This window comes from Curtobacterium sp. C1, assembly GCF_021049325.1.
Lineage (GTDB): Bacteria > Actinomycetota > Actinomycetes > Actinomycetales > Microbacteriaceae > Curtobacterium > Curtobacterium citreum.
This window is the reverse complement of record NZ_CP088076.1, coordinates 1790122-1806414: the sequence shown is the minus strand read 5'-3', so window position 1 is coordinate 1806414 and position 16293 is coordinate 1790122. Positions and strand designations below refer to the sequence as shown.

Here is a 16293-nt window from a genome sequence, read left to right as displayed (position 1 = left end):
ACATGCCCTCGGTCGTGCGCTTGTCAGACGTCTCCGTGGTCCGCAACGGGGCCACCATCCTCGACGGGATCTCGTGGGAGGTGCAGGACGACGAACGCTGGGTGGTGCTCGGCGCGAACGGTGCCGGCAAGACCACGCTGCTGCAGGTCGCGGGCGCGCAGACGTTCCCCACGTCGGGGTCCGTCGAGGTGCTCGGGACCGACCTGGGCGGCGCCGACCTCTTCGAACTCCGTCCGCGCATCGGCTTCGCGTCCACCGCGCTCGCCCGGCGCATCCCGGTGACCGAGCAGGTCGTCGACGTCGTGCTCACCGCGGCGTACTCGGTCACGGGACGCTGGAACGAGGAGTACGAGGAGCTCGACGTCCGCCGCGCCCAGCGCGTGCTCGAGGAGTGGGGCCTCGGCGCCTTCACCGAGCGCACCTTCGGCGAGCTGAGCGACGGCGAGCAGAAGCGCGTGCAGATCGCCCGTGCAGTCATGACCGACCCCGAGGTCCTGTTCCTGGACGAGCCGGCCGCGTCGCTCGACCTCGGTGCCCGCGAGAGCCTGGTCCGGACGCTCGGCGGCTACGCGCAGAGCAGTGACTCGCCCGCCATCGTCGTCGTCACGCACCACGTCGAGGAGATCCCCGCGGGCTTCACCCACGCCCTGGTGCTCGCGGACGGCCACGTCCAGGCCTCCGGCGCGATCGACGAGGTGCTCACCGACGCCACCCTGACCGAGGCGTTCGGCGTCGCGCTCACCGTGACCGAGGACGCCGGCCGCTGGACGGCACGCGCGGCCTGACCTGCTCCTGTTCCGGCCCGTCTTCTGGTATCGTGGACGGCTGGCGCACGCCGCAGACTTCCCGTGCGGTGCTCACTCGAGTGCCCGCACATTCCCACCATCTCCAACCGAGGAATCTCCATGAAGACCGACATCCACCCCGAGTACAACGCCATCGTCTTCCGCGACCTGGCCTCCGGTGAGACGTTCCTGACGCGTTCGACCGCGACCAGCGACAAGACCATCGAGCTCGACGGTGCGACCTACCCGGTCATCGACGTCGAGATCTCGTCCGCGTCGCACCCGTTCTACACGGGCAAGCAGCGCATCCTCGACTCGGCCGGTCGCGTCGAGAAGTTCAACCAGCGCTTCAAGGGCTTCAGCAAGTAGGTCCCGAACGCCTGACGGGCGGTCCTCCTCCGGGAGGGCCGCCCGTTCTGCGTGTGCGGGCGGGCGCTTGCGGGCGCGCGACGGGAGGGCGCGCGACGGGAGGGCTGGGCACGTTTCGGGCCCAGCGACACGTCACGGGGTCGCGAGCGCGTGAGCTGTCGCTCAGCGCGTGAGGACGGACGGGAGGCGCGGGGCGGGGTGGCGCCGTGCCTCCAGGCCGGTGGGTGGCCGCGTGGCGGACGCGGGCCGGCAGGCGGTGCGGCCCGGCCGGCGCGCGTCCCGACTGCTCGGCCCGGTCGGCGCGGTCAGGCGCGTGCGACCGCCGCCGCGGCCAGCGCCACGATCTCCTCGCCGGCGCGCACGCCCGCGGCGTGCGTCACGGTGCAGTGCGGCGCGGTCCACCCGACGGCGTGGAGCTCGCCGTGCGCCGGGCGGAGCGCGACGTCCGCCCACGCGAGCATGTCCCGGTCGAGCAGCGAGTCGCCCGCGGCGACGGTGGTCGTGGCGCCGACACGCGCGGCGACCTCGGCGAGGGCACGTTCCTTCCGGATCGCCCGGGGCACCGCGTACAGCTTGCGGCCCTGGAGCGACACGACCCACCCGAGCAGGTCGAGCGCGGCGACGAGGTCCTGCAGCGCGGCGTCGGGCAGCGCCGCGCGGTCGACGACGGCGTAGACGAACAGCTCCTCGGCGCGGTGGTTCCGGAGCAGGGCGCCGGTGGGCAGGAGGCCCAGGAAGCGCTCCTCGGCCTCGGGGAGCGGCGCCGACGAGGACGCGATGTCCGACCGGAGGGACTCCGCCCAGTCGGCGTCCGGCGTGCCGCCGTGCAGGATGACGGCCCCGTTCGTGGTGACCGCCCAGCCGTCCGTGGGCAGGGGCAGGCGGATCCGCCGGTACTGCGCCACGGTCCGGGTCGTCACCGGCACCACGGTCGCGCGTGTGCCGAGGGCGGCGAGGGCGTCCTCGGCGGGACGGGTCATGAAGGACAGGGGCGCGCCCTGGTACACCTCGGCGACGACGAGCGGTGGTGCCTGGTCGTCCGGGCCCTCGAGCAGCAGGGCGGCCGCGGAGTAGACGAGCGTGCGGTCGAGGTCGAACCCGACGACGGCGCTCACGGTGTGGCCGCCGTGACGGGCTGCTCGACGACCCGGCTGCCGAGCGGGTGGATGAGGCCCACGCAGCTGTACGCCAGGTCCGGCCGGGTCACGACGGGCACGCCGCGTTCGCGAGCGAGGGCGACGACGTGTGCGACGTCGACGTCCTCGGGGTCGCGGACGAGCACCTGCCACGGGACGCGGCGGAGCAGCACGCGGGTCGTCTCGCCGACACCGGGTTTGACGAGGTGCAGGTCCTCGATGCCGTACTCGGCGCCGATCGCCTCGACGGTGCGCATGCCCCGCCAGTCCACCGCGCGGTCGGCGGCGGCCGCGGCCGCGGTGGGGGCCTGCGCCGCGTCGGTCGCCAGCGCGGCGATCACCCGGGGGCGGACGGCGTCGAACCGGTCCTCGATCGCGGCCACGAACGCTCGCGAGTGGTCGCGGTCGCCCAGGTGCCGGTACTGCTTCGCACCGTGCAGCGTGCCGAGCGGCGTCACCGACCGGTTGAACACCGTGCGCGAGACCAGGCCGGACACCGTCGAGTTGAGGCACGCCGACGGCACGAGGTAGTCGTCCCGGGTGCCGTGCAGCGGGGTGCACCCGGCCGGGTCGGCCAGCACGGCGAGGTCGTCCCGGAACCGGACTCCGTCGGTCTCCGCGAACCGGTCGAGCGCGGCCGTGAGCTCCCGGGTGATCGCGCCCTTGCCGGTCCAGCCGTCGACGAAGACGACCTGGTCGGGGTCGTGGTGGGCGGCGAGCCACCGGAGCGCGGTCTCGTCGATGCCGACGCCGCGGACGATGCTCGCCGTGACGTGGGGGAGCAGCACGCCGTGGTACCGGGCAGCCCAGCGGCGGACGAGGATCCCGATCGGGGTCCCGGCCCGGGCGAGGGACACGAGCACCGGACGCTCCCGGTCGTGCAGGACGAGCTCGGTCACGGTGCCGACCGCCTCGGCCACGCGGTCGGCCGAGCGGCGCAGCGCGTCCTCGTAGAGCCGCTCGTAGGCGGGCGACGGCACGTACTCGACGGGCAGCGACTCGGCGTAGTTGGCGCCCTCGAGCTGGATCGCGCGCTCCCGGTCGGCGGTGTCGGCCTCGAGTGCGACGTCGGCCAGGTCCTGCAGCAGCCACGTGACGTCGTCGGGCTCGTACGACCCGAACGACGGCCCGGTCAGCGGACGCGGCCCGGTGTCGGCGGGGGAGCCGCCGGACCGGTCGAGCGCCGACTCGACGAGGACCACCCGGGGCGTCACCGCGGCCAGGGCGGAGAGGAGGCCGTCGTCGCCCTCGAGCAGCGCGCGGTCCGTCCCCGGCTCGGGCAGCACGACGATCGCGTCGAAGCCGCGGACGTTGTAGGCGTACCGCTCACCCGGACCGTCGACGGTCCGTTCGCGCGACCGGAACCGGATCCCGGACCGCACCGGCCACGCGGAGTCGTCGAGCACGGCGACGGGGGAGCGGGTGGTGGTCGAGGACGTCACGTCCAGCCCGGTGCGCCGGAGCGCGTCCGCCACGACGAGCGGCGTGTGCATGTGTTCCTCGGCGCCGAGCACGAGCACGCGTCCGGGTGCGGCCCCGAGCAGGGACCGGAGGTCGGCGGCGGTGCCCTCGACGTCGGTGCGCGGCAGGCGGGTGCGGCTCGCGGGGACGCCGGTGCGGTCCGTCGCGGTCGGTGCGGCCCGCAGGGTGGTCACCTCGGCGGCCGGCCGGGAGGCACGGGGTGCGTCCGTCGGGTCGTTCCCTGTCCCGACGTGGCTGGCGCTGTCGGCGCTGACGGCGCCGGGGCTGAGGTCGACGGCGTGGGCCGCGATGAGGTCGGCGGCCGCCTGCGGCAGGCCGTCGGGCAGCGAGACCGCGCCCCGCCCGAGCGCGACGACCGTCACGGGCGCGCCGAGCTCGTCACCGAGGGCGTCGGTGGCCGCGACGTCCGCCGGGGTCCGGAGGTCGACCAGGGTCGCCACCACCCAGCGTCGCTGCGGTGCGAGGGCGTGGAGCGCGCGGATGGTCGCTCGGGCGGTCGCGCCCGTGCTCAGCTCGTCGTCCACGAGGACGACCGTGCCGTCGCCGGGGAGCCAGTCCGGGTCCTCCGGCAGCAGTCGGTGGGCGGTCGCGTGCGAGTGGGCCTCGTCGAAGCCCGCCGCGGCGACGGCACCCTCGGGGTCGTGCCGCGTCGAGTGGAGGGACCGCGCGCCGAGGGTCTCGGCGACCATCGCGCCGAGGGCAGTGGCGGTCTCCGCGAAGCCGAGAACGAGGACGTCCGGGTGGTCCGGGCGGTGGACGGCGAGGTCGGTGCGGAGCGTGGTCGCGGCGCGGTGCCGGTCGGCGCGGTCCCGTTCCCCATCCGTGGTGGCCGTCGGCAGCAGGGCCGTGAGGCGACCGATCGTCGCGTCGTCGACCCGGTGTCCGTCGTCGAGGACGTCGGCGACGCGGGCGCCCAGGACCTCGCCGGCGGCGAGGGCCACGGCCGGCACCGTGGGGACGTGCTTGGCGAGGACGGTCGAGACGAGCAGGTGCGCGCGCTTCGGGTTCCGTCGGAGGGCGACGCGCACGAGCTCGCCGAGCGGGACGGTTGCGGTCCTGTCGGGGGCGTCGGTGTCCTTCGGCGCGTCGCTGAGCACGACCCCGAGGTCGGCGGGCGTGGGCAGGGTCACGGCAGGCTCCGTTCCAGCAGGTCGACGAAGGTCACGTCGGGTGCGGCCACCCCGAACGCACGGGCCCGGAGCAGCGTCCGCTCGGCCCACTCGTGGTGGGGCTTCATCTCGTTCATCTTGTTGCCGTAGCGCGAGGCCGCGGCGCCGCCCGAGGTGTTCGCGAGCACGTCCTCGGCGTCGGAGAACTCCTCGTCGCTGACGACCGACATCGCGTGCACGAGGGGCACGTGCCGGGGATGGATCACCGTCTTGCCGGTCAGGCCGTTCGCGCGGTCGAGCGTGACCTCGCGCAGCAGCCCGTCGAAGCCCTCGAGCAGCAGCTGCCGGCGGAGGGCGAGGTCGCCCGCCTGCTCGAACGGCGTCGAGCGGAGCTGCGTCCGGAAGACCCGGTCCGAGTCGGGGTAGTGCTCCCACACCGGGCCGGCGACCACGAACCCGTCGCCCGAGCGACCGAGGACGTTCACGACCTCGCCGATCACGGACGCCAGCACCTGCACGTCGTACACCGTGAGGTGCGACGGCCGCCGGAGCCCGTAGACGCTCGACAGGTCGGTCGCGCCGATGCGCACCGCGAGGACGTCGCGCCGCCTGTCGACCAGCACGTCGCGGATCGCGGTGAGGGCGTCGGTGCGGGTCTCGCGGTGGATGATCGACGGCGACTCCAGGATGGGCATCACCACGAGCCGGTGGTCGTCCGGGCGCCCGGCGTTGCAGTCGTCCAGGACCCGGAACCAGCGGTCCCCGACGCCGTCCTGCGCCTCGAACTTCGGCAGCACGATGCCGGTCAGGACGTCGAGCGCCTCTCGTCCGACCCGGTCGGCGAAGCGCGCCAGGTGCTCGGCGTCACGGACGCGGACGAACAGCTGCGGGAGCGTGTCGGGGTCCTCCGACCGCGCGAGCTCGCGGAGCGCGGCGTCGACGTTGTCCTCGGCGCGGGGCAGGTCCGCGTCGGCGACCGAGTCCTCGAGGCAGAGCACGATGGAGGCGGCCCCGAGCTCCCGCTGCCGGCGGACGTCACGGACCAGGTCCGGACGGATCCCCGGTGTGTACAGCGTCGCGCCGAGGGCGACCGCACGGAGGGCCGTGTCGCTGCTCCGGGTGACGTCCTCGGGCGGCTGCCGGAAGAACGCCCGGTGCCCGTCCGGATCGCTCCGTTCGAGCTCGGCGAAGTGGCGCACGGGTCAGGCTCCGATCGACGGTGCGGAGAGGGTGAACCCGAAGGCGGCGAAGACCTCGCCGTCGTGCGGGGCCCGGGGGAACGGTTCGGCGCGGAGTTCGAGCTCCCCGTCGACGACCGACAGCGCGAGGATCGTCGTCGTGTCACCGGTGCCGGGATCGACCGCGAGGGTGGTGCCGTCGTGCAGTGCGACGGTCATCCGCTCGGCGCCCCTCGCGATGAACAGCGCACGGCGCAGACTGCGGACGTGCCGGAGCGCGACGAGGGCGACACCGTCGTCGAACCCGACGAGCGGCCGGTTGCCCGGGGTCTGGACGGCTCGCCCGGCGGTGGCGCCGTCGACGGTCGCCGCGCCGACGTCGTGGTCGGTGCCCTCCCAGACCGTGCTCGTGCAACCGGCGACGACGAGGCTCCCGACGGCGGAGCGTCGACGGTCGACGCGGACGACGGGCGTCCCGGCGTCGAGGACCTGCACGTCGCGGGGGTCGACAGCCGGGAACGGACGGACCCGTCGAGCGCGGGCAGCGAGCCTGGCGGCGACGCGCGCCGACGGGCCGGTCGACGTCGGTGTGGGGGTGGACCCCGGACTCGGCACGGACGGCGTGCGGGGGACGGAGGGCGTCGTCCGCGCCGTGGGGCCGGACAGGGTCAGCCCGGTCCCCCGGGGCGGGGCGCCACCGTCCGTCGGTCCTGCGATCGGTGGCGTCGCCGCAGCGCGCTGCGTGCCGGCCGTGTCCCGCGGCACCGGTGGGACCCGCCGCCGGAGGTACGGGTGCGCCGAGGTCATCGCCGCCGACCGATGCCGTGGTCGTTCCGGAGCCCGGTGAGCCCCGTCGTGTAGCCCTGGCCCACCGCGCGGAACTTCCAGTCCGTCCGGTGCCGGTACAGCTCGCCGAGGATCACGGCGTCGATGGTGTGGTTGCGGTCCGACGGCAGCGCGAAGGACACCAGTTCGCGGCCGTCCGGCGCGCTGACGCGGATCGACATCGAGCGCACCGAGCCGAGGTCGCCGGGGGAGCGGCGGTCCGGGTCGAGGTACACCGCGAAGACGATCTTGTCGACGACGTCCGGCACCGACCCGAGGTCGACGTCGATCTCCTCGTCGTCGGACTCGTCGAGGTACGCGACGGAGGCGTCGACGCTCTCGAGCTGGTTGAAGAAGACGAGGTCCTCGTCGGAGAGCACGAGTCCGTCCGCGCCGCACACGAGGGCGACGGGCACGAGCTCGGCCGACGGACCACGGCTGACGATCTGGTCCCACGCGATGCCGACGACGACCGCCGTCAGACCGGGGTTCTCGGCCGTCAGCGCGGCGTTCGCCCCGGGGACGAGCCGGCCGCTCACGAGTCCGCTCCGCGGAGTCGCAACCCCGGATCGCCGTCACCGAGACGCTCCCGCAGGAACCGGCCGTGGGTGGAGAGCTCGGCGATGGCGCCGCTCCGGATCTGTTCGTGCATGTCCTCCACCGTCTCCGCGACGACGTCGAGCTGGTCGGCGAGCGTCCGGGTGGCGTCGCTGTCGTCGCGCCGGTCCGCCGCGGGCAGCGAGCGGTACGTGCGGACGGGTGTGGGCAGGTAGTCGTCGACGACGGCCTGGAACAGGTAGCGCTGCTCCGTCGAGGCGCCGCGGGCGACGGTCGTGTCGGCGGCCTCGCGCAGGAGGTCCTCGACGTGGCGGATCCGCGAGGCGATCACCGTCGGCAGGTCGGCTCCCGCGGCACGGACGAACGCGCGCAGGTCGTCGAGCCCGGCGGCGACGGCACGGTCGTCCGCCGAGCCGCCGGCACCGCGGACGTCGATCCGGGCCGCGGCGGCCGCAGCCGCTTCTTCGGGCGTCGACGTCCGGTGCACCTCGTCGTGCCGGTGGTCGGCACGGTCGTCGTCCCGGCCGAAGAGCGCCCGGAAGCGGTCACGCACGGCGCGGGGCCGTGGAGGTCATCGGGCGACCGACCGGGGGTCGTCGTCGCTCTGCCGCGCGCGCTCCAGGTAGGGCTTCGCCCGCTGGATGCCCGCCTCGAGCGCGCTCACGGTCGACGACATGTTCTTCGCCGCCTCGGAGCGGAAGGAGTCGATGGCGTCCATCGTCTGGAACACGTTGTCGAACGCACGCTGCAGGGTCTCCACGCTGACGCCCGAGTTCGTCGCCTGCTGGTGGATCCGCGTGGTCTGGTCGCGGAGCATCTCGCTCGTCTGCAGGATCATCGCGTTCGTGGTGTTGTTCACGGCGTCGATCTGGTCGAGCACCATGCGCTGGTTCGCGAGCGCCTGGGCGACGACGACCGCGGTGCGGAGAGCCGCGACGGTCGTGGTGCGCGCTCGCTCGACGCCCTTGATGAGCTCGGTGTTGTTCTTGCGGACGAGGTCCATGGCGAGGTACCCCTGCACCGAGACCGCGAGCTGCGTGAGGATGTCCTGGTGCCGCTGGCGCACCGGGAACAGCACGTCGGACTCGAGCTTCTGCGCCTCGTCCACGCGGCCGGCGTTCCGCAGCGACTCGACCTTCGTGACGGCCGCCTGGTCGAGCGCCTTCGCGAAGACGGCGTACTCGCTCAGCTGCTGCATGGTCTCCCACAGCTGGACCTTCTCGTCGGCGAGCGTCGCGTTGTCCTTGCGGAGCTCGTCCTGGCCGGCCATGAGCGACTTGATGACGCGGTCGAGCTGCGTCTGCGCGGACTCGTAGCGCTGGAAGTACTTCGCGAGCTTGTTGCCGCCCGGGATCATCCCGAGGATCTTCCGGCCGGTGCTGAGGTCGGCCTGGTTCGGGGTCAGGTCCTCGACGGTCGAGCGGAGATCGCCCAGGGTCGTCGCGACCTTCACCTGCGCACTGTCGCCCGTCCGGCGGGCCCCCGCGACCGAGGACTGCGACCGCTCGAGCATCCGCGACGAGAACCCGCCGGACCGGGCGATCTCGCTGCTCGCGATCTGGTTGATGCCGTCGACCTTCTCGCCGAAGGCCGGGGAGCGCGGGTCGAGCGCGGCGACCTCGTCGACGAACTCGCGCGCCTGCGCCGCGATCTGCGCCTGCCGCTCGGCGTCGACCGGCACCATGCCGGGGGCGTCGTCGGGCGTGATCGTCTCCGCCGCGTCGGCCGGCCGCAGGACGAGGGCGTCCTCGGACGAGTCAGCGGGCTCCGGCGGTGCGAGGGGTCCGGGCATCGGTGTCTCCTGGGTCGTTCGAAGGGGTCGCGGGGTCGCGGGTCGAGGGGAGCGGCTCAGCCGAGCTGGACGCCGAAGTCGGTGGCGATGCCGGCGAGGCCGGTCGTGTAGCCCTGGCCGACGGCGCGGAACTTCCACTCGGCACCGTTGCGGTACAGCTCGGAGAAGATCATCGCCGTCTCGGGCGCCGCGTCCTCGGACAGGTCGTAGCGGACGATCTCGTTGCCGTCCTGGTCGAGCACGCGGGAGTACGCGCTCCGGACCTGGCCGAAGTTCTGCCGCCGGGCCTCGCCCTGGTCGATCGACACCGCGATGACCACGCGGACGACGTCGGCGGGGAGCGCCTGCAGGTCGACGGTGATCTGCTCGTCGTCTCCGTCGCCCTGACCGGTGCGGTTGTCGCCCTGGTGCGCCACGGCACCGTCGACGCTGCGCGGCTGGTTGTAGAAGATGAAGTCGGCGTCCGAGCGGACCTTGCCCGACTCGCCGAGCAGCAGCGCAGACGCGTCGAGGTCGAACTGCTCGCCCGAGGTCGTGCGCGGGTCCCAGCCGAGGCCGACCGTCGCGACGGTCAGCCCGGGGCTCGTCTTCGTGAGGGAGAGGTTGTTGCCCTTGGCGAGGGAGAGTCCAGCCATGATCGGGTCCTTCCAGGTGGTGCTGTCGGTGCGGGTGCGGAGGTCAGTCGAGGACGACGCCGAAGTCGGTCGCGACGCCCCGGAGTCCGGTGGCGTAGCCCTGGCCGACGGCGCGGAACTTCCACTCACCGTTGTACCGGTAGATCTCCGCGAAGATCATGCCGGTCTCCGACGCGGCGTCCTCGGTGAGGTCGAAGCGCACGACCTCGTTGCCGGTCTCGTCGTTCACGACCCGGCAGAAGGCGCCGCGGACCTGCCCGAAGTTCTGCCGACGGGCGTCCGCCTGGTCGATCGTCACGACGATGACGACCCGCTCGACGTCCGCGGCGACGGCGTCGAGGTCGATGAGGATCTGCTCGTCGTCGCCCTCGCCCTCGCCGGTGCGGTTGTCGCCCTGGTGGACGACCGAGCCGTCGTTCGACTGCAGCTGGTTGTAGAAGATGAAGTCGTCGTTCGAGCGCACCCGACCGTTCGCGCCGACGAGCAGCGCGGAGGCGTCGAGGTCGAACTGCTCACCGGCGGTCGTGCGGGGGTCCCAGCCGAGACCGATCATCGCGCGCCGGAGACCCGGGTCGGTCTTGGTGAGCGAGAGGTTGTTGCCCTTGGACAGCGAGAGGGTCGCCACGGAGGTCTCCTGTTCCCTGATCAGAGGGCCGCGGCCGCGGGGGCGACCAGGTCCTGGACGGTGCGGCCGTTCGCCCGCTCGCCGATCGCGCTGAACGACCAGCCGGCCGAGCCGCGGGCAACCTTCGCCATCACCATGGCGGTGTGCGGACCGGACTCGGTGAGCTCGTAGCGCACGACCTCGGGGGCACCGGCGGTGGAGTCGTCGACGACGCGGCAGAACGCGTTCTTGACGCTGTCGAAGGTCTGGCGGCTGTAGCTGCTGATCACGAACACGATCTGAGAGACGGCGGGGTGCACGGCGCTCAGGTCGATGCGGATCGTCTCGTCGTCGCCCTCCCCGGCGCCGGTGAGGTTGTCGCCGGTGTGCTGGGCGGAGCCGTCCTTGCTGCGGAGCTGGTTGAACCAGACGTAGTCGATCGGCGTGCCCTGGGCGTCGAAGAAGATCGCCGAGGCGTCGAGGTCGACCTCCGCCTCTTTCCGGCCGCCGAACAGCCCGCGCTTCGCGGCGACGGCGTCCCACCCGAGGCCGAGGCGCACGCGCGTCAGTGCGCTGCCGTCCTGCTTCATGAGGGAGAGTGACTGGCCCTTCTGGAGGCTGAGTCCCATGGTGTGACCTTTCGTTGGAGCAGTTCGGTGTCGTCCGCGCGGGACCGGTGTCGTCGCGCGGATCAGTGGACGAGCTGGGCGGGTTCCGCCGGCTGCTCGGCCGCGGCCTTGCGGCGGTTCCGGACGACGGAGGAGATGAAGGCGGCGAGGATGAAGACGACGCCGATCAGGCCCGTGACGACCTCGTTGACCTCGGTCGTGATCGTGACGAGCAGGATCACGGCGAGGGCGCCGATCGCCCAGTGCGCGCCGTGGTCGAGGTACTCGAACTCGTCGAGCGTGCCCTGGCGGACGAGGAACACCGTGAGCGAGCGGACGAACATCGCGCCGATGAGGCCGAGGCCCAGGGCGATGATGATCGGGTCCGCGGTGATCGCGAACGCGCCGATCACGCCGTCGAACGAGAACGACGCGTCGATGACCTCGAGGTACAGGAACAGCAGGAACGCCGCACGGCCGGCGACGTGCCCGAGGCGGCGCTTCTTCACGATGCGGTCGGCCTCGGCCACCATGTGGTCGGTGCTCTCGAGCGCGTCGCCCTCGTCCTCGGGGTCGTCGACGTCGAAGAGTCCGCCGAGTCCGGTGACGAGGAAGTAGGTCACGAGTCCGGCGATGCCGGCGATGAGCACGACGCTCTGGTGGTCGCCCGAGGACACCGCGAAGACGGCGAGCAGCACGAGGGCGACGACGACGTTGACCATCGGGAGCTTGCCGATCACGTGCAGCGGGCGCTCGAGCCACTTCAGCCACAGGATGTCGCGGTCCTCGAACATGAAGTCGAGGAAGATCATCAGCAGGAACATCCCGCCGAAGGCCGCGATCTGCGGGTGCGCCTCGTGCAGCAGGTAGGCGTACGTGCCGGGCTCGTCGATCGGGCCCTTCTCGAGCGCGAGCTGGACGGCCTCGACCGGGTTCAGCTGCGCGGTGATGCCGACGATGAGGAGCGGGAAGAGCACACGCATGCCGAACACCGCGATGACGATGCCCACGGTGAGGAACATCTTCTGCCAGAACGGGCTCATCCGCTCGAGGATGCGCGCGTTCACGACGGCGTTGTCGAAGCTCAGGCTGATCTCGAGCACACCGAGGATGAGCGTGATCACGACGGCGGTCCAGCTGCCGTAGATCAGCGCCGTGGCGAGGGCGAGGACGGTGATCACGAGGGACCACCCGAAGGTCTTCAGGAACACGTGCGGCGGTCTCCCGGTCGGTGCGTCGTCGAGCAGGGGCTGAGGACGTTCGCAGTCGAACGAGCCCCCGCGGCGATGCTACATGCTCGGCGCCGTCCCGCGGTGGGGCCAGCGGCCGTCCGCGGTGAATGCCGGATCGCGTTGCTTCCGCATGTACTCCTGGAACGAGGACGCCTGGTCGGCGCACCACCCGACCTGCTTCCGGTGGAGCTCCTCGGCCGAGACGCCGAGCTCCTCCGGGTACTTCGCGGCGATGGCCTGCGCCACCCTTCCCGCGGCGACGGCGTCGGCCCCGGCGTCGTGGGCGTCGTCGAGCTGCACACCGTAGAGCGCCGACGCGGCCTCGAGCGTGCGCTTGCCCTTGCGGTAGGTGTCGAGCGCCTTGTCGATCACGAGCGGGTCGACGACGTTGCCGACCACGGGGGAGGGCAGGCCGTGCCGTCGGGCCTCGCGGTCGAGCACCGTGAGGTCGTACGGGGCGTTGTAGATGACGAGCGGGATGCCGCGGGCGAACACGGCCTCGACCGCGGCGATCACCTCGGCCACGACCTCGCCGGCGGGACGGCCCTCGGCCTGCGCCCGCTCGGTGGTGTAGCCGTGCACCGCGGCGGCGCCCTCGGGGATCGCGATGCCCGGGTCGGCCACCCACGCGCCCTCGACGATGGAGCGTCCGGTCATGTCGATGAGCCCGACGTGCGCGGTGACGATCCGGGCGGTCTCGACGTCGACGCCCGTGGTCTCGAGGTCGAACACGCCGAGTGCGTGCCACCAGGGGCGACCGGAGAGGTCCTGCACCGGGGCGCCCGGAGCGGACGTGTCGGTCACTGCTGCGGAGTACGTCACGTGCCGAGGCTAGCCGGACGGTCCGACACGACCGACACGACCCGCCACGTCACGTGCGGAGGGCAGCGCCCATCCGCGGACGGTCCGACACGACCGACGCGACCCGCCCGCCGGACCCGACCCGTGCCTCCAGGCCGGTACCGGCGCCGCCCACCGGACGCGACCGCGACCGACGGCCCGGTCCGCTCCCTACTGCGCGACCGGCCGCCCGACGTGCAGCCAGTAGAACGACTGCGTCCCCATCGTCAGCGTGACGTTCCCCTCGTCGTCGAACGACGGGAACGACCCGCCGCCGAACAGGTCGTACAGCGGCCGCCCCGCGAACTCCGGCGCCGACACCGTGACCGACGTCGGGTTCGTGGCGAACGAGAACACGCACAGGACGTCCTCGGCGCTCGGCCCGAACTGCTGCCCGGAGCCCTCCCACGAGCGGACGAACGCGAGCACCGACTCGTTGTCGGTGTCCTGCACGTGCAGGCTGCCCATCCCGAACACCGGGTGCGCCTTGCGGACGTGGATCACGTTCCGCACCCAGTGCAGCAGCGAGCGGGACTGCGCGAGCTGCGCTTCGACGTTCACCTGCGCGTAGTTGTAGACGAGCGACTGGACGACCGGCAGGTAGAGCTTGCCCGGGTCGGCGGTCGAGAACCCGGCGTTCCGGTCCGGTGTCCACTGCATGGGCGTGCGCGAGGAGTCGCGGTCGGGCAGCCAGATGTTGTCGCCCATGCCGATCTCGTCGCCGTAGTACAGGAACGGCGAGCCCGGCAGCGAGAACAGCAGCGCGTGGATGAGCTCGAGCTCGGCGCGGGAGTTGTCGAGCAGCGGCGCGAGGCGACGGCGGATGCCGATGTTCGAACGCATCCGCGGGTCGTAGCCGTACCAGCCGTACATCGCCTGGCGGTACTCCTCGCTGACCATCTCGAGGGTCAGCTCGTCGTGGTTCCGGAGGAACACGCCCCACGCGGCCTTCTCCGGGACGTCGAGCGTCTCGGACAGGATCGCCTTGAGCTCGGCGGCGTGCTGCGCGCGCAGCGAGTAGAAGATGCGCGGCATGACCGGGAAGTCGAACGCCATGTGGCACTCGGGCTCCTCGTCGGTGCCGAAGAACGCGGCGGTCTCGCGGGGCCACTGGTTCGCCTCGGCCAGGAGTACGCGGCCGGGGTACTCGTCGTCGACCATCGCGCGGAGCTTCTTGATGAACTCGTGCGTCTCCGGTTCGCCCTCGCCGTTGCCGTCCTCGGACTGGAACAGGTACGGGATGGCGTCGAGCCGGAGCCCGTCCACGCCCATGTCGAGCCAGTGCCGGACGACGTCGTAGACGGCCTCGACAACCGCGGGGTTCTCGTAGTTGAGGTCGGGCTGGTGCGAGAAGAACCGGTGGAAGAAGAACTGTCGACGGACCGGGTCGAACGTCCAGTTCGACTCCTCGGTGTCCACGAAGATGATGCGGATGTTCTGGTAGTGCTCGTCGGTGTCGCGCCAGACGTAGAAGTCGCCGTAGGGGCCGTCCGGGTCCTCGCGGGACTGCTGGAACCACTCGTGCTGGTCGCTCGTGTGGTTGAGGACCATGTCGATGACGATGCGCATGTTCCGCTCGTGCGCCTTCGTCACGAGTTCGCGGAAGTCATCGAGGGTGCCGAACTCCGGCAGGATCGCCTTGTAGTCCTGGATGTCGTACCCGCCGTCGCGCATCGGCGACTGGAAGAACGGCGGCAGCCACAGGGCGTCGACGCCGAGCCACTGCAGGTAGTCGAGCTTGCCGATGACGCCCTGGATGTCACCGATCCCGTCGCCGTTCGAGTCGACGAACGAGCGGATCATGCACTCGTAGAAGACCGAGCGCTTGTGCCACTGCGGGTCGAGCGTGAGTCCGGGCAGCTGGATCGGGGCCGTGAACGTCAACCGTGCTCCTCGTCGAAGGTCGGCGGGCCGGCGGCGTGGCCCGTCCCCGCCACAGTAGGCGCGCGGCCCTGCGACTGTCCGCGGGTTGCGCGGGTCGTGTTCGGTCGCGTTCCGTCGCGTGCGGTCCGCCGGCCTGGAGGCACGGGGCGCGTCGCCGGGGCGGCTGCGGTCCGGTGCGTGGTCCGGTAAGCCGGGGTGGGCTGCGGTCCGGTCCGTCGGGGTGGGCTGCGGTCCGGTGCGTGGTCCGGTTCGTCGGGGTGGGCTGCGGTCCGGGGCGTGGTCCGCTTCGTAGACTGGCCGGGATGCGAGCGCCCGTGATCTCCCCGTACCAGTCGCTGACGGCGTCGACCCCCGTCGTGCACCGCTCCGTCGTGGTCGGCGGCCGCACGACGCACTACTGGGAGTACGGGCCGGCCGACGCGCAGGAGACGGTCCTGGCCGTCCACGGGTTCCGCGGCGACCACCACGGCCTCGAGACGATCGCCGCCCATCTGGTCGGCAAGCGGGTGCTCGTGCCGGACCTGCCCGGCTTCGGGATCTCGGATCCGCTGCCCGTGTCGGACATCGACGGCTACGTCGGCTGGCTCACCGGGTTCCACCGTGCCCTCGGGCTGACGCGGGACACCGTCGTGCTCGGTCACTCCTTCGGCTCGATCGTCACCGCGGCTGCCGTCGCCGCCGGGCTCGGCACCCGGCTGCTCGTCCTCGTGAACCCCATCGCCGCGCCGGCGCTCCAGGGGCCGCGTGCCGTCGCCACCGGCATCGCGATCGGGTACTACCGCGCGGGGGCGCTGCTGCCGCGGCCGCTCGGGCTCGGGCTGCTCCGGAACCGTGCGATCGTCCGGGCGATGAGCGTCGCGATGCTCAAGAGCCACGACCGCGACCTCCGCCGCTGGGTGCACGAGCAGCACGACCGGTACTTCTCGGCGTTCGCGGACCGCACGAGCGTGCTCGAGGCGTTCCGCACCTCGGTCACGCACGACGTGTCGGAGTACGCCGACCGCATCGACGTGCCCGTCCTGCTCGTCGCGGCGGAGCACGACGACATCACCGCGGTGCCCGAGCAGCGGGCCCTCGCGGCCCGGCTGCGGGACGCCGAGCTCGTGGTGGTCCCGGGCGTCGGGCACCTCGTGCACTACGAGACCCCGGGCGCGGCGGCCGAGGCCGTGCTCCGGCGGATGGCCGACCGACCGCGTCGCGCGGGGCACCCGCGTCGGACCGGGTCCGGCCGGGCGGACGGGGCGACCTCGTGACGC

General features: G+C 72.4%; 16 protein-coding genes. 3 read left to right on the top strand and 13 right to left on the bottom strand.

Annotation, left to right across the window (positions count from 1 at the left end):
• The first annotated feature begins 2 nt into the window (after window positions 1–2).
• Both LQK89_RS08790 and LQK89_RS08785 read left to right on the top strand, forming a co-directional pair.
• Window positions 3–785 carry an ABC transporter ATP-binding protein gene (locus LQK89_RS08790; RefSeq protein ID WP_231048894.1) on the top strand — a complete coding sequence of 261 codons (783 nt, stop codon included), beginning with the start codon at window positions 3–5 and terminating at the stop codon, window positions 783–785.
• Window positions 786–905: 120 nt separating this feature from the next.
• Entirely contained in the window at window positions 906–1154 is a 249-nt protein-coding gene (locus LQK89_RS08785) for a type B 50S ribosomal protein L31 (RefSeq protein WP_058743381.1), read from the top strand.
• Window positions 1155–1459: 305 nt separating this feature from the next.
• Here the strand turns inward: LQK89_RS08785 and LQK89_RS08780 are convergent, their stop codons facing one another.
• The 13 genes from LQK89_RS08780 to treS all read right to left on the bottom strand — a co-directional run bounded on the left by LQK89_RS08780 (window position 1460) and on the right by treS (window position 15037).
• Window positions 1460–2269, bottom strand: a complete 810-nt coding sequence (locus LQK89_RS08780) for an HAD family hydrolase (RefSeq protein WP_231048893.1) — start codon at window positions 2267–2269, stop codon at window positions 1460–1462.
• On the bottom strand, window positions 2266–4902 hold the full coding sequence (locus tag LQK89_RS08775; RefSeq protein ID WP_231048892.1) for a phosphoribosyltransferase domain-containing protein: 2637 nt from the start codon (window positions 4900–4902) through the stop codon (window positions 2266–2268). The genes LQK89_RS08780 and LQK89_RS08775 overlap by 4 nt, the downstream gene beginning before the upstream one ends.
• Window positions 4899–6080, bottom strand: a complete 1182-nt coding sequence (locus tag LQK89_RS08770; RefSeq protein ID WP_231048891.1) for an HpcH/HpaI aldolase/citrate lyase family protein — start codon at window positions 6078–6080, stop codon at window positions 4899–4901. Before LQK89_RS08770 ends, LQK89_RS08775 begins: the two co-directional genes overlap by 4 nt.
• A gap of 3 nt (window positions 6081–6083) precedes the next feature.
• Window positions 6084–6554, bottom strand: a complete 471-nt coding sequence (locus LQK89_RS08765) for a hypothetical protein (RefSeq protein WP_231048890.1) — start codon at window positions 6552–6554, stop codon at window positions 6084–6086.
• Window positions 6555–6862: 308 nt separating this feature from the next.
• Complete coding sequence (locus tag LQK89_RS08760; protein ID WP_231048889.1) at window positions 6863–7423, bottom strand: TerD family protein; 561 nt, start codon at window positions 7421–7423, stop codon at window positions 6863–6865.
• The gene (locus LQK89_RS08755; RefSeq protein ID WP_231048888.1) at window positions 7420–7995 is read right to left on the bottom strand and encodes a hypothetical protein; all 576 of its coding nucleotides are present in this window, start codon (window positions 7993–7995) and stop codon (window positions 7420–7422) included. The genes LQK89_RS08760 and LQK89_RS08755 overlap by 4 nt, the downstream gene beginning before the upstream one ends.
• 18 nt (window positions 7996–8013) lie before the next feature.
• Window positions 8014–9234, bottom strand: a complete 1221-nt coding sequence (locus tag LQK89_RS08750; RefSeq protein WP_231048887.1) for a toxic anion resistance protein — start codon at window positions 9232–9234, stop codon at window positions 8014–8016.
• 56 nt (window positions 9235–9290) lie between these two features.
• On the bottom strand, window positions 9291–9869 hold the full coding sequence (locus LQK89_RS08745) for a TerD family protein (RefSeq protein WP_058740895.1): 579 nt from the start codon (window positions 9867–9869) through the stop codon (window positions 9291–9293).
• A gap of 43 nt (window positions 9870–9912) precedes the next feature.
• Window positions 9913–10494, bottom strand: coding sequence for a TerD family protein (locus tag LQK89_RS08740; protein ID WP_058740894.1), 582 nt, complete (start codon window positions 10492–10494; stop codon window positions 9913–9915).
• A gap of 20 nt (window positions 10495–10514) precedes the next feature.
• Complete coding sequence (locus LQK89_RS08735) at window positions 10515–11102, bottom strand: TerD family protein (protein WP_231048886.1); 588 nt, start codon at window positions 11100–11102, stop codon at window positions 10515–10517.
• A 62-nt stretch (window positions 11103–11164) separates the two neighbouring features.
• Entirely contained in the window at window positions 11165–12292 is a 1128-nt protein-coding gene (locus tag LQK89_RS08730) for a DUF475 domain-containing protein (protein ID WP_114849908.1), read from the bottom strand.
• A 78-nt stretch (window positions 12293–12370) separates the two neighbouring features.
• On the bottom strand, window positions 12371–13087 hold the full coding sequence (locus LQK89_RS08725) for a 3'-5' exonuclease (protein WP_058740911.1): 717 nt from the start codon (window positions 13085–13087) through the stop codon (window positions 12371–12373).
• A gap of 237 nt (window positions 13088–13324) precedes the next feature.
• On the bottom strand, window positions 13325–15037 hold the full coding sequence (gene treS, locus LQK89_RS08720) for a maltose alpha-D-glucosyltransferase (protein ID WP_058740891.1): 1713 nt from the start codon (window positions 15035–15037) through the stop codon (window positions 13325–13327).
• A gap of 302 nt (window positions 15038–15339) precedes the next feature.
• Here treS and LQK89_RS08715 point away from each other — a divergent pair, with 302 nt between their 5' ends.
• Entirely contained in the window at window positions 15340–16290 is a 951-nt protein-coding gene (locus LQK89_RS08715; RefSeq protein WP_231048885.1) for an alpha/beta fold hydrolase, read from the top strand.
• The last annotated feature ends 3 nt before the right edge of the window (window positions 16291–16293 follow it).

Excerpts from the sequence above, each read along its gene's own strand:
- LQK89_RS08745 (WP_058740895.1), bottom strand. The coding sequence starts at position 9,869 with ATGGCTGGACTCTCCCTCGCCAAGGGCAACAACCTCTCCCTCACGAAG.
- LQK89_RS08750 (WP_231048887.1), bottom strand. The coding sequence starts at position 9,234 with ATGCCCGGACCCCTCGCACCGCCGGAGCCCGCTGACTCGTCCGAGGAC.
- LQK89_RS08715 (WP_231048885.1), top strand. The coding sequence starts at position 15,340 with ATGCGAGCGCCCGTGATCTCCCCGTACCAGTCGCTGACGGCGTCGACC.
- LQK89_RS08785 (WP_058743381.1), top strand. The coding sequence starts at position 906 with ATGAAGACCGACATCCACCCCGAGTACAACGCCATCGTCTTCCGCGAC.
- LQK89_RS08790 (WP_231048894.1), top strand. The coding sequence starts at position 3 with ATGCCCTCGGTCGTGCGCTTGTCAGACGTCTCCGTGGTCCGCAACGGG.
- LQK89_RS08735 (WP_231048886.1), bottom strand. The coding sequence starts at position 11,102 with ATGGGACTCAGCCTCCAGAAGGGCCAGTCACTCTCCCTCATGAAGCAG.